At 36.1% G+C, this 22,242-nt stretch carries 18 protein-coding genes and 2 pseudogenes; 6 read left to right on the forward strand and 14 right to left on the reverse strand.

All coding sequences use genetic code 11. The features are described from left to right. Together FTU13_RS14485 and FTU13_RS17660 are read right to left on the reverse strand one after the other, a co-directional pair. Nucleotides 1-2,370 (reverse strand): annotated as a pseudogene (locus FTU13_RS14485) (hypothetical protein); the annotation flags it as partial. A gap of 69 nt (nucleotides 2,371-2,439) precedes the next feature. Then, nucleotides 2,440-2,535: pseudogene (locus FTU13_RS17660) on the reverse strand (ESPR domain-containing protein); the annotation flags it as partial. 351 nt (nucleotides 2,536-2,886) lie between these two features. Between FTU13_RS17660 and FTU13_RS14490 the strand changes: the two are divergent. From FTU13_RS14490 to FTU13_RS14500, 3 genes are all read left to right on the forward strand, one after another. Then, the gene (locus FTU13_RS14490; RefSeq protein ID WP_180128715.1) at nucleotides 2,887-3,693 is read left to right on the forward strand and encodes a DUF6502 family protein; all 807 of its coding nucleotides are present in this window, start codon (nucleotides 2,887-2,889) and stop codon (nucleotides 3,691-3,693) included. 66 nt (nucleotides 3,694-3,759) lie between these two features. Continuing rightward, nucleotides 3,760-4,404 (forward strand): hypothetical protein, encoded by a 645-nt coding sequence (locus FTU13_RS14495; RefSeq protein WP_180128714.1) that lies wholly within the window; start codon nucleotides 3,760-3,762, stop codon nucleotides 4,402-4,404. 179 nt (nucleotides 4,405-4,583) lie between these two features. Next, nucleotides 4,584-5,516 (forward strand): IS5 family transposase, encoded by a 933-nt coding sequence (locus tag FTU13_RS14500; RefSeq protein ID WP_180128713.1) that lies wholly within the window; start codon nucleotides 4,584-4,586, stop codon nucleotides 5,514-5,516. A 330-nt stretch (nucleotides 5,517-5,846) separates the two neighbouring features. Here the strand turns inward: FTU13_RS14500 and FTU13_RS14505 are convergent, their stop codons facing one another. From FTU13_RS14505 to FTU13_RS14520, 4 genes are all read right to left on the reverse strand, one after another. Then, nucleotides 5,847-6,860, reverse strand: a complete 1,014-nt coding sequence (locus FTU13_RS14505; RefSeq protein WP_180128711.1) for a competence protein CoiA family protein — start codon at nucleotides 6,858-6,860, stop codon at nucleotides 5,847-5,849. Nucleotides 6,861-6,877: 17 nt separating this feature from the next. Continuing rightward, nucleotides 6,878-7,885, reverse strand: a complete 1,008-nt coding sequence (locus FTU13_RS14510) for an HNH endonuclease domain-containing protein (RefSeq protein WP_180128709.1) — start codon at nucleotides 7,883-7,885, stop codon at nucleotides 6,878-6,880. Further along, nucleotides 7,878-8,462 carry a class I SAM-dependent methyltransferase gene (locus FTU13_RS14515; protein WP_180128708.1) on the reverse strand — a complete coding sequence of 195 codons (585 nt, stop codon included), beginning with the start codon at nucleotides 8,460-8,462 and terminating at the stop codon, nucleotides 7,878-7,880. Before FTU13_RS14515 ends, FTU13_RS14510 begins: the two co-directional genes overlap by 8 nt. Nucleotides 8,463-8,540: 78 nt before the next feature. Then, nucleotides 8,541-10,175, reverse strand: a complete 1,635-nt coding sequence (locus tag FTU13_RS14520) for an HNH endonuclease (protein WP_180128706.1) — start codon at nucleotides 10,173-10,175, stop codon at nucleotides 8,541-8,543. Between the two features lie 596 nt (nucleotides 10,176-10,771). Between FTU13_RS14520 and FTU13_RS14525 the strand changes: the two genes are divergently transcribed. Together FTU13_RS14525 and FTU13_RS14530 are read left to right on the forward strand one after the other, a co-directional pair. Then, a complete protein-coding gene (locus FTU13_RS14525; protein ID WP_180128705.1) occupies nucleotides 10,772-11,521 on the forward strand; it encodes a metallophosphoesterase in 750 nt (249 codons plus the stop codon). A gap of 98 nt (nucleotides 11,522-11,619) precedes the next feature. Continuing rightward, nucleotides 11,620-11,802: a hypothetical protein gene (locus FTU13_RS14530; RefSeq protein ID WP_151766087.1), complete on the forward strand. Its 183-nt coding sequence runs from the start codon at nucleotides 11,620-11,622 to the stop codon at nucleotides 11,800-11,802. A 99-nt stretch (nucleotides 11,803-11,901) separates the two neighbouring features. Here the strand turns inward: FTU13_RS14530 and FTU13_RS14535 are convergent, their stop codons facing one another. The 8 genes from FTU13_RS14535 to FTU13_RS14570 all read right to left on the reverse strand — a co-directional run bounded on the left by FTU13_RS14535 (nucleotide 11,902) and on the right by FTU13_RS14570 (nucleotide 21,118). Beyond that, complete coding sequence (locus FTU13_RS14535) at nucleotides 11,902-12,189, reverse strand: hypothetical protein (RefSeq protein WP_180128703.1); 288 nt, start codon at nucleotides 12,187-12,189, stop codon at nucleotides 11,902-11,904. A gap of 95 nt (nucleotides 12,190-12,284) precedes the next feature. Further along, a complete protein-coding gene (locus FTU13_RS14540) occupies nucleotides 12,285-12,575 on the reverse strand; it encodes a hypothetical protein (protein ID WP_151766085.1) in 291 nt (96 codons plus the stop codon). A 411-nt stretch (nucleotides 12,576-12,986) separates the two neighbouring features. Next, nucleotides 12,987-13,589, reverse strand: coding sequence for a transposase family protein (locus tag FTU13_RS17520; RefSeq protein WP_373456155.1), 603 nt, complete (start codon nucleotides 13,587-13,589; stop codon nucleotides 12,987-12,989). Continuing rightward, complete coding sequence (locus tag FTU13_RS14550; RefSeq protein WP_180024855.1) at nucleotides 13,478-13,768, reverse strand: transposase family protein; 291 nt, start codon at nucleotides 13,766-13,768, stop codon at nucleotides 13,478-13,480. Before FTU13_RS14550 ends, FTU13_RS17520 begins: the two co-directional genes overlap by 112 nt. Before the next feature lie 783 nt (nucleotides 13,769-14,551). After that, entirely contained in the window at nucleotides 14,552-18,052 is a 3,501-nt protein-coding gene (locus tag FTU13_RS14555) for a hypothetical protein (protein WP_180128702.1), read from the reverse strand. A gap of 11 nt (nucleotides 18,053-18,063) precedes the next feature. Further along, nucleotides 18,064-20,370, reverse strand: coding sequence for a hypothetical protein (locus FTU13_RS14560; RefSeq protein WP_180128700.1), 2,307 nt, complete (start codon nucleotides 20,368-20,370; stop codon nucleotides 18,064-18,066). A gap of 4 nt (nucleotides 20,371-20,374) precedes the next feature. Further along, nucleotides 20,375-20,827: a transporter gene (locus tag FTU13_RS14565; RefSeq protein WP_180045974.1), complete on the reverse strand. Its 453-nt coding sequence runs from the start codon at nucleotides 20,825-20,827 to the stop codon at nucleotides 20,375-20,377. Between the two features lie 51 nt (nucleotides 20,828-20,878). Then, a complete protein-coding gene (locus FTU13_RS14570; protein ID WP_180128699.1) occupies nucleotides 20,879-21,118 on the reverse strand; it encodes a helix-turn-helix domain-containing protein in 240 nt (79 codons plus the stop codon). 101 nt (nucleotides 21,119-21,219) lie between these two features. On the opposite strand from FTU13_RS14570, the gene FTU13_RS14575 reads away from it, so the two are divergent. Continuing rightward, entirely contained in the window at nucleotides 21,220-21,996 is a 777-nt protein-coding gene (locus FTU13_RS14575) for a hypothetical protein (RefSeq protein WP_180128697.1), read from the forward strand. Nucleotides 21,997-22,242 lie beyond the last annotated feature (246 nt).

Raw genomic sequence — 22,242 nt, forward strand, 5'->3', positions numbered from 1 at the left:
CACAAAGTTAACTTTATTGTCATCTTTATTGACGTTCTTAACAGTTACACCATCAATCTGGGTTTCGATGCTTTGTAATGCACTGTCTGCCTTAACTAAGCTGTCTTTCGTTTTATCACTTAAATCAATTGCATAATCAGTTACATTGTCTGCATTCGCCGTGCCTGCTTTAACAGTTACTGCATCTGAACCCGCTGATGCTGTTGTGCCATTGGCATTGACTGTATATGTGCTTTGACCTGTCGCTGCATCCGTTACTTTATCTACGCTTGCAACGTTGGTACCTGCTGCAACGACTGTTTTTGAAGCAGAAATTGCTTCAGAAATATTTTTATAATTAAAACTATCTACTACAAACGGACCTGTAATATTTCCATTTGAATCTAGCTTGACATCTCCACCAATAATATTTTTTGTACTATTAGCAACGTTTCCTAAAACACTATTAGTTGCATAAAGTTGACTCCCATTAATGGCATCAGTACTTTTATCAGATATCTCACCAGCACCAACATTCTTAATTTGACGTTCTTTCCCTAAAGCCCCCACAGAAACCTGCATGCCAGCATCAGTTACTTGCCCAGCAAAATCACCATAAGTTAAATTATTTAATGTAGTAGAAACCTGTTCAGTTGCATCACTGTCCGTTGTCGCGTAAGCGCCTAAAGCAATAGAGTTTTCTTTACTTGATGATGCACCAAAACCAACAGCAGTTGATAATCTACCAAGCGCATTTGCATAAGAACCAGTAGCAGTAGCATATTCCCCTTCGGCTTCTGCTGCAGTACCTATAGCACTAGACATAGCGCCAGCAGCGTTAGCATACCAACCTAAAGCCATAGCACCTTCAGCGATCGCTTTAGATAAATGTCCGGCAGCAATAGCCTTATCACCTGTCGCTTCTACAGTATCACCGATACCAATTGCTCCACCTCCTGTCGCATTAACACCTGTACCCAAAGCAAGCGATTGTTGTCCAGCCGTACTATTATGACCAACAACAATTGCTGTTTCACCTGCAGTGGTATTATTATTACCCACTACAAGCGTATTAGTATGTTCAACAGTATTTTCATTCCCTACCACGCGGACACTAGCAATCTTACCAACGATTTGGTTGTTATTACCAAATACGCCACTTTCTGTTGCATCAATTGTGCCATTGTTATTACCTAAACTATATGTTCCTGAACCAGTAATTATGGTTGGATCACCAATTGCACCAGAACCAATACCAGTAACAATATTACCTGTACCAATACTAATCGAATTTTGGCCTGTGGCTTGTGCCGTAGTACCTATCGCTATAGCATTATTACCGCCAGATTGAGCACCATCACCAACTGCGACACTGGAAAGCCCACTAGAAACCGAACTAGTGCCAACAACTACAGATCGTTCTCCCTGAGCTTCAGCTGATGCTCCTAATGCGACTGAACTCACGCCTATACCTTTAGTAAGTGATCCGATTGCAACGGCATACTCCCCACTCTCAGTCGCAGTACCCACAGCTACTGAATTTGTACCAACGGCTTGTGATTGAAACCCCCCAGCAAAAGAACTTTGCCCAACTGCTTCTGTATATGCACCAACAGCGGTAGAAGCAATACCAGTAGCCTTAGCAGTATCACCGCCAGCAAAAGCTGAATTTTCACTAGCCTCTGCATTCACCCCAACTGCTGTACTATATACTTTTGTTGCTTGAGCTGAACTACCTAAAGCTAATGCATCAGAAGCTGTAGCATCTGCTGAAGTGCCGATTGCAACTGAATTACTACCACTCGCAGTTGTACCCGTATTATTCCAATCTCTTCCCGTTCCAGTTGAACTCCCAATTGCAACTGAGCCAGTACCAGACGCAACACTCGAATGCCCGACTGCTGTAGATCTTGCCCCTGTTGCTGAGCTAACAGTCCCTAATGATAAAGAATAATCACCTTTAGCTGCAGCTTCACGTCCAATTGCAATTGAAGCATTGCCTGTCGTATATGATTTATTACCTATAGCAACATTGTTATTTCCATTTGCATATGAATTAGATCCAATTACAACTTGAGCACCTAGGTTAATACCATCCTGTACAGCAGAAGTAGCACCATCAATTGTTGCTGTAGCATTTCCACCAATAACAACAGATCCCCTGCTCAGAGATTTAGCATTATCACCAATTGCTATAGCACTTCCTGCAGCTACTTGACTTTGCATAAACAACGGTACATTAGGATTGTTCCAATACAATATTTCTAAGGAAGTATTTCCATCATAGACTACGCCATTGTCATGACTGACCAAACCTGTTCCAGAACCTGTTGTTGTAATTTTTTTGGCAGCAAATGTCTGAGATGCACCACCAATACATACAGCTAGCATGCTAATTTTAAAAAGCTTTGACAGCAAACTTTCATTATTAATCGAATTATAGTTTTCACTAGCATTCTTTACGGCTTTTGTTTTTTTTCCTGCTTTTCCTAGTTCTGAAACCGCCACCCAAACCCCTAAAGAGGCATTCCATACAACTCTATAGATTTTATTCATATCAAGACCCAATGTGTTTACTTATGTGATAAATGTCTCATTTCAAGGAAACAATAATGCAACATAGATCACATTTTTTAAAAAAATAAATGTGCATAACACACATATATTACATATAAATGTGCTTTTTGCACATTTATTTTTTTGTTAAAAATTTATCCTGCTGATTACTAATAATTTTTTTATTGATATAATCAAAAAACTAAGTAATAAAAAATATTATTAAGTTTGCTTAAGTAATACACAAAATAACTTTTTGGAATGATTTTTTGATTTATACTATTGCTTAAGATCAGATGTAGAAATAAAATTAAATTACTGAATTATATAGTTTTTTTGAAAGAGTTTTTTATGCCAGATTCGTTATTGCCAATTTCAGAAATTGCAAAAAAAAATGTTTCTAAAGTTATGCACCCTCTGGTATCTTGGCTAATTAGCTCAGGTGTAGGATTTAGTGAATTCTCGCAAGCTTTAAAAATAATCTTTCTAAAACAGTCACTCGTTGAGTTAGAGAAACTGGATAAAAAATTAACTGACTCGTCTATAAGCTTACTCTCAGGCTTAAATAGGAGAGATGTAAGTGAACTAAAAAGTAATCTTCAAAATGATACTGCTATTCAAACTTCTTCAAATATTAGTGCGCGTGTAGTTACATTATGGATTCAAAAAGAATGGCCAAAACAAATTCCTATTACGGGGGAAGGAATAAGTTTTGAGAATTTGGCAAAAGAAATTTCACAAGATAAACACCCTAGAGCCATTATTTTTGAATTAGATCGTCTTGGGCTTATCACTGAAGTTGCAAATACAATAATTCTACATACTGAATCTTTTACCCCTTCTAATAGCTCTTCATATAGCCAAAAATTACTTGCACAATCTGCTTCAGATCATATTTCATCAGGCTTATCAAATATTTTAATCTCTCCGAACATGTTTCTTGAACAAAATATAAATGCAGATGAATTAACGGAGGAATCAGTTCAAATATTAAAAGATTATACTCATGTTATATGGAAAGAAATGTCAAAAAAATTAGTGGATAAAGCTTTAGAATGCTCACAAAATGATGAGGGAAAATTAAATGCAAAATACCGCTTTAGTATGGGTATATATCAGTTTGATGAATTGTTAAAAAAAGATAATACTGAAAAATAGATACCTGACACGTTATTAATAAAGTATATTAAATAATAAATTTTTCACATAAAAAGGATATTCATAGTGAACAAACCTTTTTTTTATTTAATATCAGTTTTTCTTATTAGTGCTTGTGGGGATGATTTAGGTTCATTAAACACTGGCGGTGTATCTTTAGGCGGTACAGGTTTGCCTACTGCTGGCGGAGGTAATAATCCACCGTTAACTACTGAAGAAGAAACTAATGACTATATTATTTGGACAAAAGGTGTATACACACAAGTTTGTGAAAACTTAACAATTTCATCATATTTTCAAAACAGTGAGACAAATGAAGCTATTTTGAAAGATGGACATGGTACTTTTCTAATAGATACTAATGCAAAACCCACTTCAAATTTAACACTTGTTCTTACTGTTAAAAATAATAATCTTTATCCTATTTATGAGTATAGATATAAATGTGAACCACCTGTAATTCTGAGAGATCAAAATCAAAACATTTATGAACCAATAGAAGACCCTCAATGTTCTAATACTTCGGATGAATATCAGATACTTATGCCTTCTGATACATGGAATTATACTTTAAAATATAATATTCCTAAATATACTCAAGCATGGAATATGAAGTATGATAAAGAGTTCTCTATTAACCAATATTCACCTATTAATCAAAGATTAAAATGCTCTACTTTTAGTCTAGATTTTTTAGTTGAAAAAATGTAAGAATAAATTTATCAAATAAAATTAATGCTCTAGTTATGGCTGTCTTATAGAGATGGCCATAAGCTTACCGTGTATCACATATACTTAAATAAAAATAGATTAATGATAACATTATAGTATTTCATGGCTTTGTTGCACAAAGCTGTTCTTGAGGGCTTCTTCAGCAATATAATTTTCAAATGAAGAAGTCTACACACAAAATCTACCACACAGCCAATTGGCCCGCATATAACAGAGCCCTCATTAATCGTGGGAATATTGCTATTTGGTTCGATCCAAAGACCCAGTGGTATGCACAATCACAAGGCAAACATGAACGAAATCAAACTTACTCCGATACTGCTATTCAATGCTGCTTAATGATCAAATCTTTATTTAAATTGTCTTTGCGAATAGTCAAAGGCTTTGTCCAAAGTCTGATTAAGCTTTGTGGATTAGATTGGATAGCGCCAGATTACTCCACACTGTGCAGAAGACAAAGGCATATCGATATTGCAATTGGCTATCAAAAAAGTAGTGGTGGTCTCCATCTACTCGTAGACTCTACTGGCCTAAAGTTTTTAGGTGAAGGTGAATGGAAGCGTAAGAAACATGGACCTGAATATCGTCGCCAATGGCGTAAGCTTCATATTGATATCGATGCTGAAACCCTTCAAATACGTGCTGTACAACTCACCGCAAATAATGTCAGTGATTCACAGGTACTGGAAGATTTACTTGCTCAAATCCCATTAGATGAACAAATCGATTCTGTCTATACAGATGGTGCTTATGACACAAAACGATGCCATCAGGTCATTGCAGATCGGCAAGGACATGCAGTGATTCCACCTAGAAAAAATGCGAAACCATGGAAAGATACAAAGAGTAGCTCGCTAGAGCGAAATGAATTACTTCGAACAATTAAACGTGTAGGCAGGACACTATGGAAAAAATGGTCAGGCTATCATCGGCGAAGTTTGGTTGAAACTAAGATACATTGCATCAAATTATTAGGAGATAAACTCAGTGCAAGGAGTTTTGATAGCCAAGTGAATGAGATCCATGCACGTGTAGCAGTCCTTAACAGATTTACGGAATTAGGTCGACCACTTACCCAAGTTACGCCTTAAATTTGGCTCAAAATTAGGGGGCGCTTTGCATTTCAAATCTTTGTGCAACAAAGCCGTTTCAGGAGAAAAAAGACTGACGCCTTTTGGCCCTGAAACCTGTAATCTTAAGTGCATCTGTTTTACTCCTTACTTACGTGGTGGATTGTTATCGCGACCACCGCCAGAAGGATTCCCTGTTGTACTTGGCCAGCCTGCTTTACTCATTATGTTCTCCTTAGTTCATGTAGATTCAGCTTCATATCGAGCTGATCGAGGCATTATGGAAGAAGTATTTTTTTAATTTTGCCGTAAACGATTCAAATCAGTATAAAAAGTAATCAAGAAAATATTTTATGCTAATCGGTACCAATCACATTCCGCAGCCTGATTTGAATTACACGCTTTCTTTTTGGCTTTACAATAAATAGGTAACCCTTCTGTATAGTTGTAATTATCACCACTGTATTTACACAGAAAACAACTCTTCACAGGTATTTTCTTTTCAACTGCAAGTTTTAACTGCGAGATAAACATATCTCCATGTGCATAGCCCATGAGTACATTTGAGTTTTCAAATTCCAAATCAGTTTCAATAATATTGCTATATTCAATTTTATCTTGATACTTCGATAACTTAGCTTTTATATCTGCTAAATATTCCAAACCCAGCCAAGCCTTACCTGAATCCCAAACTAGAAATAAGAAATACCGCTTATGCATACACTTGCAATCAGCATCTACAATTGGAGCACTTTCCTGATTGAACCCAATAAAAAGAGCATCACTTTGCTTTAAGTCTGCCTGATAAATTTTTTCGACATTCTCTTCACAGTCCAATGGTATTTCAATAATTCGCTTGCCTGAGTTTTCCTTTTTTTCACTCAAAAAATGCGTCACAGCAATTTCAATATAAATACAATCTTCGACATTATTCTGACGAGTTAACAATAGATCGGGAATAAAATGATCGTGCCTTTTTTCAACTTGTATTTTTGAAAAGTAACTTGTGAGATCAAAACGTTTCACCACATATCCAAGATCACAATGTTTTCGGATGGATCTTTTAAATTTATGACATTTCTTGGGCACGTTGAACGTAATATAAAATGGTTCGTTTTCAGTTAAACATCTTTGATAAGTATCAAAAAAAGCACGCTTTCCCAAACGGTGTAAATACGTTTCACCATTACAGTCGAGTACCGTCTTATGGGCAAAATGCGGTTTCTTGATTTTTCCATTTACCTTTGCAATTAAAGGATTGTCACAGCCAAAGCAAATGTATTCAGATTTTTCTTCTTGTCCGACTAAATCAACTGCTTTGACAATTTCACCATGTTCATTTTTTGCATATTGATACCGTGCCATTTCACTTCCTTATAAATTTAACCCGTCCACATCAAATAATTATTTTCTTTTCCTTGTGCATAAGCCCACTCAGCCACCTTATGCGACCGCTCTTTATCCGTCAAAAAACCGAGCACTGATATCCGATCCACAATAATCAAATCCTGTTCTTCATTACGCTCTTGCCACTTATGCAAAAATTCATCAGATGCCAGTAGATTACTTTTCTTAGAATTACAGCTTGAATCTGCCAATACGAAGTTATGACCTGTATCCGACGGGTACATAGACCATGGAATGAAATGATCAACGGCGTAATTGCCATTTCGCATCGGTTTACTGCAGTAGAAGCACTTACAGTCTTGCAGCTCGACCAATACATTTGCTACCGCATTCAACTGGTTTCTACTCGGCTCAAACATGAATTGTTCAAGATTCGGCAACTGATTCAAAATAGGTGCATTGCTGCTGTTCTTACGGATATAGTCAATCCAACGTTTCTGGCAAAGCTCTTCAATGATCTCACTGAATTGCCTTAAGCAAAACATGACTTGCGGTAGAAGAATAAGTTGCTTTCCACACCGATCAAGCTGATATAAAAACTCAAAATTTTGACCATTGATGTTTTGCAAGTAGCGGACTGGCATGTCTTTTACAGTGCGAGCGACATCTTTAACTAACTTCAACCACACCAATGAATCTCGTCTTAATAACCCCAAAGAAGAGTAGCTTTGCCGAAGCTGTATAATGCGATTCACAATGGCAGCTTGTTTACCATTGTTCTGATTTAAAATCAGCTGCCCTTCATCATTAAAGGTATAGGGTACCGCTTGCTTCCAATACAGCTCGATAAACTTCTCAGCGATATCCGTATATTCGAGTGATAGACTCTCACCTGAATCTTCACCTTTTTCAATAGCTAATCGGCTTAGGCTAATTAGCAATGCAAATTTATAAGTACTACTAAAACTCCCTGACTGTAAAATCAGCTGAATATTCTTTAGAAATTTGAGTTGTTCTTGTGCAGTGGGAATAAAATTAAGCATGTTTTTTCCAAAGCAGATTAAGCCATTTTTCTTGTCTATCAGGTCGCTGATCTACCGTGATCCATTGCTGTATCTGTTGAACATTATCAAACTGCTCAAGTAAATCATTTGCTTGAGCCTCATCTAAATCCGTAAATTGACGCCCCTCTTTTTCTCGATCACTATTGCCATACTTAAATGACATATACAGCACACCGCCTGGCTTCAAAACAGAGATTAATTTTCCAATAACCTCAACTAATCGACTGCGCTCACAATGCAACAAAGATGCACATGCCCAAATTCCATCATAGATAGCAACCCCACTTAAATCATAGAAGCTTTGGAGTTTCACTTTAACACCCGACAGTATCGTTGCCTTTTTGACCAGCTCTTCTGAATAGTCAATCGCTTCTACCTGATAGCCTTTATTTTTAAAAGCCAAAGTGTCACGCCCTGAGCCACAGCCTAAATCCAGGATGCGTGCAAAATCTGGCAACTCAGCTAAAAATGGTTGGTATAGGCTTTCCATATCCACATACAACGTGGCTTGTAAAAATTGATCTGCGTATTGGTTGTAATAGTCTATTGTTTTCATATTGGTTGCTTAGGCTAAACACTGATCCCAGTCTACTAAAAAACAAAAAGATAAGGGAGCATTTGCTCCCTTATCTTTTTAGTCAAATAAATCTGCTCTTACTTCTTCCAAAGCACGATCTGACTTAAAACGATTACATATCGGGTGAATAATTGCTCCATTTTCTAAAACACCGTAACCACCTTCTGCTTTCGATTCTCGATGATCTACTTCAGTCGATTCAAGGTATAGAGCGCTATCACATACTTCGCAATAGCTCCATGTTTTCCTTTCCTCACGTTGATAAAGATTTTTTTTGGTCGCGAGTGAAAAATTTAGAGGTTTTTTCTTCTTTGTTAGTCTTACTGATTTCACAAAGCTAACAACATCATCCACAATGCTCTCATCATAATCACCACCAAAACGGTCAAGGTAAAAATCATTAAAATTAATATAATCAAATGATTGACTCATCGAAAGAATGACGGTGTTCAAACAAACTTCATCTTCAAAATCTAATTCCATATTGAGTCCAATACAGATAAAGGCTTGATACACGTTCTTCAATCGCTCATGTGATCTGATCCCGCTACCAAACTTACCTACAGTTTCTTTGATGGCCACAGGAATTTTTTCAATTAAACTTTCAACACCACGGCGTGCTCGGGTAAAACCAATAAAATCTAACTTCTTATTCTGTATTTCAAAACAGTCTTCTTCAATTTCACAGACGATAGAGAACCAGGCCAAAAAGGATGTCACTTGAAAACGATTATCTTTATAAAAATATAGTTTTGGGTGTAAGCCCAGACTTGGAATCCGAATACTAATTGCTGGTGTAGCGATACGACACAGCACAACTCTAAGTTTTAGCATTAAATTTTCTACACGCTGACCTTGGTCTATACTCACAGTATTCTGACAAGTATCACCAAACATGATATTCAGGAGTTCATTGACCAAGCCGATTTTTTTACCGTGTGTTAAATCCGGCTCTAAAAGTATTATCTTAAAAAGATGATCATGAATTTGCTCACCCAAAGTAATCACTTCATTTATCCGCTCGTAATTCAGTTCAGCCAAGTTGGATTTATTATCGTTTATATAACAACACGCATAAATCACATAAAAAGCATCACTTCCCCTATTTTGTAAATGATATTCTTCATCTGGATCTAATCGTTTCGTATCCGAATTGATTGAACAAAAGGCTTTTCGAGCTTCCTCAGGTGTCCCAATGACTTCAATAAAATTAATTTTGGTTGATTTTAATTTTTGCTGAAACTCAGAATCGCTACATAACTCTTGAAAATCAGCTAATCCACCTAATCGATTACGAATCTGACGAATATCTCGTTTTTGTGGTGCCGTGAATTTTGGGGCTCCTATTACTTGCTCATCAATAAAGTATCTTTTGATCCAAGCATAGATAATTGAAATCCTGTGCCCACCATCGATGATATAAATATTACCAGCAGCATCTTTCCAATAGCGAACGCATAAATTGACATTACGATCATTCAAACAGTTTAGAATAAACTCCTGAATTTCAGCAGGGCTCCAGCACTCTGTGGAGCGTTGATTGTCTGCTTTATATAGTTTTTCTAGAATCTCATGGTTGGCGAAGTCATAAAGTGATATTTCAAAGTTATGGTGCAGATTTGAATGCGACATTTCGTCAGGTACCATCATTTTTCTTTGAATAATATTGGTTAAAAGCTTAGTACGGGCCATTTTATTTTCTCTAGGCAATACTTCTCTATATCTCGTAAGATTACGAAATTTATAAAAGTAAAATTAATTAAACATGACGAAAATTTATTTCGAAAATTTTATTCTTTAAGAACAGAAGAAATAGCTTGGAGAAAATAAGGGATATTATAGAAAATGTTCATGTCTAGTTCCTGTAGTAATTAATTACAAACAAGCTTCCAACTTTTCCACGAGATGGAGGCAAGCCAAACAGGGGTGGAAATACCGTACTACAGAAGACGGCCAGTCATAGACTGCCCTGCTTGGCCTACCATTACGATAGACTAAACATAGTTAACGCAAAAAACCGCCAAAGCGGTTTACTGCTTCTGTAGTAAATTCAGGTTTCCACGCCTGGTCACAGATTTTGCTGTAACATCTTTATCTTATGTGCATAAATTTAATTGGTCAAATTTTATGATTAATATTTAATCAATTGATTCAAAAATAATTACCTATATTTTTATAGGCTTAAGGATACAGATGAGTATCTTATAATTTCTAATATTTAGTTGATGTAAACTTATTCGAATGAAGATGTATATATTTGAACGGCGTATTTTAATAAGGGAAGTAGATTGAAACTACAAATTTTATCGGATACTCATAATTCCAAATATTCGATATCAGAACTAGCTGACGTCATTATTCACGCTGGCGATTTTTCTAATCGCTTAAGTGGTGCAAATGAATTTGCCGAAAAATGTAAATCTCTAAATAAAAAATTTATCTTTGTTTTGGGCAATCATGATTACTACAACTCTAACTACAATTCAGTCGTAGATTTTTTAAAAGAAAATTACCCTGAAAATGCGCTACTTGATGATAACCATATCAAAATTCAAGATAAAATATTTGTAGGTGGCACGCTGTTTACGAACTTTCGCTCCAATTCACCACTTACATATCCTGAGGTACTTTTACAGTCCCAAAAAGATGCTGAACAATCGATTTACGATTTTGATCAAATAATGATTGGTAGTGATAACCGAACTATAACTACTAATGACTACATAAAACTATTTAAAAAATATCATCAAAATATTATGCAGTTTAGAGGGCAAGATCATGTGATCGTTATTACGCATTTTCCACCTCATTTAGCTTGTCTTGATCCTTATTGGGGTAAGCACCCTGTTGCATCGGCCCTTAACCCCTATTTTATTAATAATTTAGATGTTAAAGGCTTTCAGTTATGGATTTCAGGACATACGCATACATCAATTGATACTGTAGTCGATGGATGCAGATTAGTGATCAACCCTTTAGGGTATCCTCAGGAGCAAGGAAAAAATGGGTTTAGAGAAAATTTGATCATCGAAATTTAAGTATCATACTCGTATTGAAACAATTTAAACCAACTCTAATATCAAACATCCTGTAGGGCTGATGATTTAGCTTCTACACGATGAACCAGGAGAAACTCATGTCGATTCCTTTAGATCCAGAAAATGATTGGAAAAATAAAATTGCAGATCAAATACTTAAAGATCTACTAGATATCCATAAAATCCAAGGTAATTCTATTAAAAAAATGAAAGCAGACCAAAATGGTGTTTTCTATGTAGAACAAGAAATCTCAGTTGAAGAATTCCTTAAGAAATTCTGAATTTTATCTTGCTGATTTTTTTACTGCGGACCCAATTGTTCTTTTGCGCTCTCTTTTGAAGCAATCTGCTGTACCATAATATTTTCCTCACTTTACAGATTACTCTAGTTCTTGCTTTTCAACACTCTGATACGAAGACGAACTATTCATTAAAGCATGCCCACTCCTGAATGCCAATTCCTGATGAAGCTCTTGCTCAGCAATACTAGTCTCGCCATGATTTTTTATGTATTCAGCTCGTTTCTGAATAAATGCTCGCTCTCGCTCTTGAACGTTGGAATTCAATTCCATATTTGCCGCTTGACGAGTAGCTATATAATTATATGTAATGAATCCGCAAAGTACGATTAAAAAGAAACCAAGTTGCCTTTTTATACTTCTACTCACAAATAATCCTTTTATATCTAGTTGATACAGAAGTTATCATGTGCTCGCACTAATAAATTTAAAAATTAGAATGGATAAGTCACTATAAGGGTTAATCACTCATCTCTAGGATTGAAATCTTTAAATTCATCAGCATTGCTAGCAAATTTAACAAAAAAGTTATGCCATGCAAATAATGACTCTAATTCCTGTTTATTTTGAATCGGCTTAGGCAACTCATATCCAATGATCCAGTATGGTGCTGTACAGCAAACATGCTCAGGTATAAGGACTTGTTGTAAGGCTGTTTCAGCACTTAAAAAATATAAATTATCATTTAAGTGGACAATACCCCCTTGTAAAGCTTCTTGAATACAATGATCTGCCTCTATATACGTATCCTTCATTTAGTTCGCCTCCATTTTTCAATTAATGGGATTTCTAAATCTGTTAAATTATTTAACGCTGAGATTACTATTTCAATTGCATCACACCATTTGACAACTCTTGTATACTACCGAAAAATTCAAAAAATTGATTGATTCAAAATTTCAAAATACGTAAGTTGAGTGGAAACGTTATAAACATCAACCTGAATATCAATATCCATGGCGCAAGCTCCACATTAGAATATTGCTTCAACCATCCCAAAAGGCACTGCTCACAACAAATAATATCAGGTACTCCCCCACTGGTGATTTACTTAATCACATTTCATCTGAGGAGCACATTGAATCCTTATATACTGATGGGGAGTCTATGATACGAAATGCTACAGACAAGTCATTTTAGATCGACTGGCACATACTTGTACTCTGCTAAAAAAACATAGAATCATGGAAAGATAAAAAATAGACTTCTTTCATAAGACATTTTTTACTCAGTTCCAAATTATAGATTCCAGCAATTAAATCGAATCTTAAGCCTAGTCTTTTTCCACGGTTACGATATCGCTCAGCAAGAATTTCGAAGGTTTTCAAACTGCCGAATACATGCTCAATCCCTATTCTTCTTTTATTGATTTCCTGATTATAGATTTTGAGTTCAGGATCCAGTTTGCAGCGCCTCTTTGCTTTTAATGGCAACAAGCTATTTGGATACACTGTATAAATTCCCTGATAACCCTTATCTGCAAGAATAAAGGCACCTGCAGGAATCTGATTCAAGTTACGTTTGAAGAGTTCAAAATCATGTACGGCACCGTGACTGCTACATAAACTCAGGATTGTTTGAGTTTGATAATGAATGATGGCCTGTACTTTGAATGTATGAGTCTTTTTCTTGCCACTATAGCTTTTCTTCTTTTTTTTTAGGCCTTTGGATTGGACTTGATCAGGCAGTCCTCCACATGACGGACAACTCTTAAAGCAGTGGGCTCTGAGACACCATAACTTGTTGCGACATGGAACAATGTTCGGTATTCACGCCAATAACTTAAGTATAGAAGAATCTGATCCTCTATGCTCAATTTAGGTGGTCTACCTTTAGCAGGAACATGCATTTTCAATTGCTCAACCATTAAATCAAAGGTTGACCATGAGATGCCGGTGTATCGCTTGAACTGTGTTTCTGAAAGCTTCTTTGAATCGATGTATTTCATCCGCAGATTATGCAGGATTGTTTAAGATTCTTCGGTACAAATAATCAGCAAAAGATAGATCGTTTTTTGATTTATGAAAGAGATCTAATAGAGATCTTTATAAATAAATGAATTCTTAAAAACATTCAAACTTCTAGGAAGAACATTCTGGAAAAAGTAGTCAGGTGATCATCGCAAAAGTCCGATGTAAACCAAGTTGGATTGCATCAAATTATTGAAAGAGTTATATCTCTAGTTTATATTTTTTAGAATAATTCCATCTTTCTAGTCTTTATATAACCACAGCACTTAGGTTTTAAACAGCATCCTACTAAATAAATTAAAAGCTAGAATCATTCTTTTAAAAATACCAAAAATTTTCAATCAATTAAAATAAACTTCTAAAACAGATTTTCACAACCATAAAAACCCCATTTACTATAAATTAACACTCAATCCAATTGATTACTTTAAAACCAATAAAATACATTATTTAAATGAACAATAATTTCGAGATACCTCTATTAACTTTAACAAAGATTAAATATTAAAAAATTTCTCAAAAAGATTTGCATTTCTGTCTAAAATCACTCAAAAAAAGCTAAGAATAGGGGTAGGATTTTCACTCTTAATTACCCCATTTTTGAGCGCTAAAAAACTGATTATCTGCAAACCAATACTCAGAAAAACCAAGCTGTAAAATTAAAAACAATATCCATATGTTTTCAATGTATTTTTTTTGATAAATTTCCGTTCATATGCTAAACCTCTGATAGAACCTCTCAGCACTCTTTTTTGATACTCTCAGCACTCTTTCATCTTGTAAAAGACGCTTTGCAACAGCATCTTTTGAACAAAATTATTATCTTTTTTATTCCATATTTTATATTTTTTTATTTTCACCTCGCCCTTTTTTACATTATTAAATTCACCCGGATTATATTCATCCCATTCAAAATTATCTGAATCTTTTGAAAAATTATCTGAATCTTTTGAATAAAGTTTATTGATAAAATCTAAGAATCTTTGATAGTCAATCAAGTCATTTTCAGATGATGCCTTAAAATTCAAAATAGGACGATCTTTTTCAAGTGAAATTTTATTTTCTAAACAATAAAAAAAATGTTTAAGATCTTTCTGGGTTACATTTTTATTTAAGTTAAAAGGTTTCTCAATCTGATTGAGACTAGACCATATCACCATTTTATTCCAAGTAAAACCGATAAGATCCTCAGGATTAGCATCATTTTTAACGTGATTTGTATAGAGAGAAAACGGCTGGCTGATCGATTGAATGAACTTCAATACTTCAGGATCGATCGTTGCTATTTCTTTTTTTTCCCGCCACTTCCGGTATTCGTCTAAAAACGTTTCACGGTATAAAAATACTTCCTGTTGTTGAGGCTGCTTCTGCTTTTTCTTGCTCTTTAATGTAGCAGTTTGAGAATTATTTTCTGTGTGTGAATGAATCTTCTTCATCAATTTTAAAATATCTCTTTCATTCGACTGAAATTCAACTTTGAAATCGCGATGCATCAACTGACTATCGCCTAATAATGCCTTGATCAATTGAGGTGAATATTCACGGTTTGCTTGATAAAACATGTCAGCAATCAGGATATTCAGATGATGCAGATAATGTCTTGCAGTGATCCGAATGTCTTCATGCCCCATCAGATGCGCAAGTCGAGACCAGGCTTGTGCACTACGCGATGAAGCATCCTTCATATTGGGTAAAATGTGCTTTTTAAGCTTACGCCCAAACTCGGAATCATAGTCAGTAAAACAACGTACCAGTGCTATGCTACCTTTTAAAAGGATAGCCAAATGTGAAGCGGTACTATGCCTGAAAGCATGAAAGGTATATTGATGATCGTTTGTCCCTAATACAGTATTAAACAGCAACTTGGTAATTTTTGATAAATTTGTACTGGATAAAGGTTGTTCACCCAGCATAAAGAGCTGTTTGGTTTTTCTATTGCAGACTGCTGCAATCGCTTTAGAGCCAGGTAACAGGTTTTGATAAAAGCGACAAAATCCTGTGAACTCGTCCGGTGCTAAAAAATGAACTAAATCAAACTGACGCGTGGCATTATCACTTTTCAGATCACGCTCAGAATTTAGACGAATCCTAAGGGTGAGATCATCAATATCACCCATTGTTTTTCTCATTTTATGGTCAGATCGATCGTCTTTCTGCTGATCTAAAGCGGATTCAAACACATAATAGAGCTGTCGATTGTCAGGATGTTTTCGTAACTGCGGAGATACAAAATCATCGATACAGATCCCGGCAGCTTCATCAATACGCAAGCCCAGTCTAAATGCCAATGTATAGACCCATTCTAAACAGGTTGCATCCTGCTCAGTCAGACCCAAAGCTTCTGGGTATTCTCTAAGAATCCGTATCATCAATTGAAACATCTGCGGACTAATGAGTCTAGTTTTTAAAAATAAACCGTCACTTTGACGTTGATATAAATATTGCACAATCGGTGCACGATGATTCTTGACTAAGTATTGGTGAAAGGCTTTCAGCCGATCAAAGGCATAACCCGAGGTATTGTATTTTTTATTGTTGTTGGTTTGGGCGGTCGTTTTATGATTTTTCTGATCATTCAGCAGTTTTTCTTCAACAATCGTGCGATACATTTCCTCAAACTGCTCTTCAGTGGCTGTATCTAGATTGATCTGCTGTTCTAGAACATAACAAAGTAGGTCAAGCACAAAACTACTATAGTAACGCTTGATTGTTGAGACTTTAATAGCTGCTTTCCTATGATAAGCAAATTCGTTTTCTAACCACTGACACACGCGTAAATGTGCAATAGCCACTACATAATCTAGGTACTCGCCATTTCCAGCCTCATACGCAGATTTATAGTCCTCAGATTTTTGGATGCTTTCTTGGAGTTGATCCGCAAGCTGTTTGGGTTTGATTTCCTGATGAAAAGATAAAAGCCAGGATTTCAGCTCATGACGTTGACCGGTTCGTCGATCATGAAATGTTTTGACTGTAACTGTAGGCATCTCCAATTCTAAAAATTGGTTATTTTTGCCAAGGTTTCTAATTCTGGTCTGAATGGTTTTCCAGTTATCGGGTTGATCATAGAGCTGTGTATACTGCTCATAGATTAAAGGCGAAGTGATGATCTGATTGTTCAGTACACTGGCACTTAACACATCCAGATTAGGAATCTCTTGCCACAAGACATAATCCATATGCTTAAAAATGGCAAAACCGGTCTTTTCCAAGCCTTTTAAAAATAGCTTCACGTGATTAAGCTGTGTAAATGGCTGATCCTCACGTCCTTTTCTAGAGTCCCCCTCCTCCGCCATATTCAGTACAATGTTTAAATGGATTTTAAGTTTTTCTAGCAGTAAGGCTTCAGGCTGATTCCCCGTTTCAATTTCACTCTGTTCTTTTTCCCAGCACAGCAATGGCGAAGTGCTTTGTAATTCATGCCCTTGCGATCTATTAATTAGCTCCTGAATCCGTCGATAACATAGCATCGCAAAGGCATTGAAATAAATATTTTGGGTTTGCCATAACTCCGCCTCTTCTTCGCCATCCTGACGATAGATGTTGCCATACTTTGTCGAGGGCAACGTGTATGAAAAGACATAAGCTTTTTGAACCTTTTCGTCACCTGAATAGATCGGAAGCAAGCCACTATCCAGGTTCATTTTAAAAATTGCATCATGAATCGCCAGCAACCGTTCAGATTGAATGCATCCCTGATCAAAAATTAATGAAATACACAGACATTCAAACAAGGTATTCATTAATTTTTGTTGCTCTTTAGCCGTAGAGTATAAGAGGATACCTTGAGTTTTTTGTTTGAGATAATCCGCCCAATTCACATACAGTTTTTCTTTTACCTCGACGAGCATAGTACCCTGCTGTAACTTTCGTCCTGAAAAAACGTTGTCTAGACGTTTAGGTGTGTAGACGATCCAATCGGGCAACTTAATCTCATAGCTCTCGGCATAGGATGGGTAATCCTTTTGCCACTGCTGGTTTTTCTCCTTACAAATCTGTTTCACTTGTTTAAAACAGAATTGAAGGTAATCTGCAGCCTTGTCCTTAAATTTGGATGTTTGGCAGAGCTGCTCTAAAACTGCTCTATGGTTATTGAACTTGTCCAGAATTTGCTGATCAAGCCACTTAAAATCAATTTGAGCAAGGTCAGAATTTACATCTGTGTATGTAGCAGTGATCAGCTGAGAAGTTTCTTTAAAAATGTCGGCGATTTCTCTTTTAATGGCATTTTCTAATTGCGTAACGAGTGATGTATCAAGCACAAGATGGTCCTTTAAAGCACTTCAAGCTTTGCGATTTCTAGTTTGTTGAGCAAGCTTTTAACTTGCTGCTGAATGTCGTGTTTGTAGAAATAAGGGCTTAACCCAGAAATGTGACTGAATCCCATGCTTTGCTTATCATGGGTATATAGCGTATTGTGAATGTCACCACTCAAGGCGAGATGATTTTTAGTGAAATGCCTTGGCCAGTTTTTATAAATCTGCACGGTCTCTTTAAGGTAATTCGTGACAAAATCAGCAGACATGGGCTGTAACTCCAAATGCTCCACGACTTCCGCAAGATTCACCTGACCTTTTTGGGACTTGATCCGAGGATGTGAGATGACATAGAGCATAAAACCATCATTTTCCAATTTCACTTTAAAACTAGTTATCCCGAGTGTCTCGATGGTTTGCGTCAGATATTTTCGATATGCATTGAAATGATCCTGCCAGTAGCCTGTAACAGGAACAGGACGTCCTACTTTTCGTGAATCAGTTTTTTTATCATGCACATAAAGCAGTTGTGCCTTAGGATCGTAATGTTTGAGTAACCCCGGCATGCCGACTATTGGACGTACCGTCAGGCAGATTAAGGAAAGATGCCACATCCAAATGCTGTAAGCATTCAGCTTCTCGATCAGATTCGCTTGAGTATTGGCTAATGTGTTTTTGACAAAATGATAAAGCTGATTAAAAAATTCACTCGCGGCCTCTACAGTCCAGCATCGCTGACTACCAATACGTTCCTCACGATGAAAAATATGGCCAGGGTGTTCATTCTCAATCCATGGATCACCTTTTCTACGGTCTAATAGAACATTAATATAGCCTTGAAAATGCTGGTCGATTTGATCGATCTGACGCCCTTCATAGTTCCATTGCACGATATGATGAGTATCTCGATTAGCCAACAAGTGTGCGACTAGGTTATCACCAGTCTCCATATCCAGATGGAAATAGATTTGTCGCTCTAACATCCCGCAGGTGATTTCACCAATCTGATGCTCTTTAAAGACTTCCCGCAAAAAATTATTGTACTCAATCACACAAAATTCAGGTTCCTCTAAAGCCTCTAAACTGGTGATCCAGGGTGCTGGTATGCGCCATTCTAGGGTTAAGGCCCGATTATAACGCTGTGCTTTATCTTGCATGGCACCGGAATGATTGGCATTCAACTTAGGATCGATCACCCAATAATAATGGATGACTTTTTTGACTGATTTTTTTTTAATTCTACCAATACCAATCAAATACTTGATCTTTTGAAAGACCGTTGGACTCAGACCGGTCAAGAGACACATCAGACCACACACAGCTAGAGCCGATTGATATGCATCATTTCTCGTATTTTCTTGATAACACTCGTGCAATCGCTGATATACCTCAGTTAATAAACTGGGTTTCAGATAAAGCGGATTAGTTTTACAGGCTAAGTCACGTCGCTGAATTCGCTTAGTTTGCTTTTCAAGCTGTTTCTGTTTGTCGTCAGAGAAACTCCCCTTCACCCGCTTGGCGATCTCATCCTGTTCAGGATCAGAAATATTGACGTCTGTATCTTGTCCAGTATCCTCATTCTCTACATCCAACGATGATGTGCCTGAATCAGATTTATAGGTCATGCCCTTTTTAATATCGTTAATTAAAGCCTGAACATTAATTACTGTTGAATTTAATCTACTATTGGCAATCTCGTTGAAAACAATAATAAATTGTTGAATATAGCGGCCAAGATTAAGCTGTTCAAAATCATTTTTTATTGTTTTACGCTCTAAAAGAATTTTTAACTCGTTGGCATCAAATTCATCCATAGCTTGGAGTTTTCGTGTAACTTTTTTATACAACAGTTTATTTTTCTCAGTATTCGATAACTGCTTTTGCAAAATAAGTTTTAAATTATAAGATACTGTATTGATTTTATTGTTGTTTTTACAATTATTTAGAATAACCTTTTTTTCACCCTTTTCATCCCTTGTAATCTGAGGCTCTAACAAGATGATTCCCTTCAGCATTTCGCACAAGACTGCAGTCAAAAGATAGGAATAGATGAATGCTGCTTTTTGTTGGTCGCTTAGTTGTCCTATAGATGCACTTTTAGTCCATTGCGTTAAGCCTGCTAATAATTTCTGTTGTGTCACTATCCGATTATTTTTAATCACCACATGTATTTTGTGAGCAGCAGCATACAGTTCCTGTGCCTGCTGATCTTGCGCAAGGAGCTGATTCAAAATTTGTTTTTTTTCGCTCAGGAACTGATTGACCCATTCTTCCAATAATTTGGTTTCTTCGTCTAACTCTGACGATTTATCATTTTGACTCATAAAATCACCATAATTTTTTAGGGTAAAAATTGAAAATTTGGTTTTGCTCTAACTTGAGGTTCAAGTCTTTATGCAACTTGAAGTATTTTTTATAGGTGCTGGCACTCAATTGAACATGACGCTGCAGATTTGGATCCGATCGCATATGCTGTGATAACCGCAGACCTAAGGCTTCGGATAATTGAGTAAAAAAACAGGTAAACAGCACAGCATGGACATGTTTCTGTTTGTGCTTGTCGACCTGTTGCAGATCTAGAGGAATTTTATGGATTAACCATTTTAGGACCTCAAATTCATCAACGGCTTTATTCGATTTCGCCCCCGTGTTAAGAGTTCTTTTGATGTAAGCATCCAGCTTGTTTTTAAGATTCAAGATAAAACCTCGAATAAAGTCTGGTAAATCTAATATCAAAAGTGCTCTGAGTTTGATCAGAACTTCAAATGATTTTTTTTGCATGTTGAAACCTAGTAAATAGGTATGAGCAATTAGTCCATACCATCTTCAAAATCAGTCTTCTTTTAAGCAAGCAAATTTGTAGACTTTCGCCTTACCCCAACGAAAAGTACGTCCATGTCTAATAGGATTAATTGGGCCATTTTCATATAAAGCCCACTTACGTAAAGTCTGTTCTGCATACCCTAAAAGCCTAGCTGTCTCTCTAGTAGTCAATAAAAGCCAATCATCTGTAATCGGCTTATGTTTATGCTTAAATGACATTTTTTTATTTCCGTGTTGATTTAAAGCCATCAAAACACACCTAAATTTGGAAAGTAATATTACAAAAATAGGTTTTTTCTTTCCTAATTTAGAATTAAAATGATTTGAACTTTAATTAGTCAGAGTGATGTATGGGTCGCCCGAGAAGAACCAGGATTGATTTTGCAAAAACGATAAGCTGGTATGACTTTTTTTATAATCAGTTAGTACATTCTGGTAGATATAAAAATGATTATGATATGGAGAAGTTTTTTTATGGATACCCAGAAGAACACGATGTAAAAAGCTTATTTAAAAAGTATAAATTTGGTTTATCTACACCACAAAAATATTGGATAAGTACAGTTGAATATAAATGTATTGGCTCATCTAATATTATTAACCATCCTCTATGGAAAATTTTGAAATATCAAATAGTTGATGAAGATCTTATATTATTAGAATTAGCTACTTTACCTCACTATATCGTAGAGTTCATTTCATCCAATGGACGTATTAAAGACTTTGATAAGAGTTGCTTAAAACATATAGCAAGCTATGGCTCACTCGACAGCCTATGTGCATTGTATTTATTGCATCACTGGGGAGTAACCATTAATAGTACCGCTCTTTCTAATGATTGCTGTTCACTTCTCATAAATTCATTAGAGTTATTACTAAAAAGAAATCCTCACTTCCATCGTTCACATGTCTTTTTATTTGATGAATTATGTGATCAGATCTTCCTTATAGAATTAAAAGGATACAGTCGACCACTCAAAATTAAATTAAATTGGCGAGAATACAGAAGGAAAAACTGGTCTAGTGAAGTTAAAGAGATATCTACAAAAGCCGAAGCAGATTTCCGCATTCACCCGAAACTTCAAGACTTCATTCCAAGCACACATCCAAACCTAGTAGAACTATAGAAAGAAACTGTTTGTTTAAGTTGATTTTATCTGCTTACCATTTGCTTACCAGAATCTAAAAACAAAAAAACCACTTAGGATTAGTACACCTAAGTGGTTGTTTTATATGGTGGGCCCAGACAGACTTGAACTGTCGACCAACGGATTATGAGTCCATTAACTATCAAGTTTAATCAGATTGTGGACAAAGCGAGTAAGCATCTTTATAGACAATCTAAATAGAAATTTAATCCTTAAGCAGCCTTG

This window comes from Acinetobacter sp. YH12064, from assembly GCF_013419735.1.
In the GTDB taxonomy this organism is placed as follows: domain Bacteria; phylum Pseudomonadota; class Gammaproteobacteria; order Pseudomonadales; family Moraxellaceae; genus Acinetobacter; species Acinetobacter amyesii.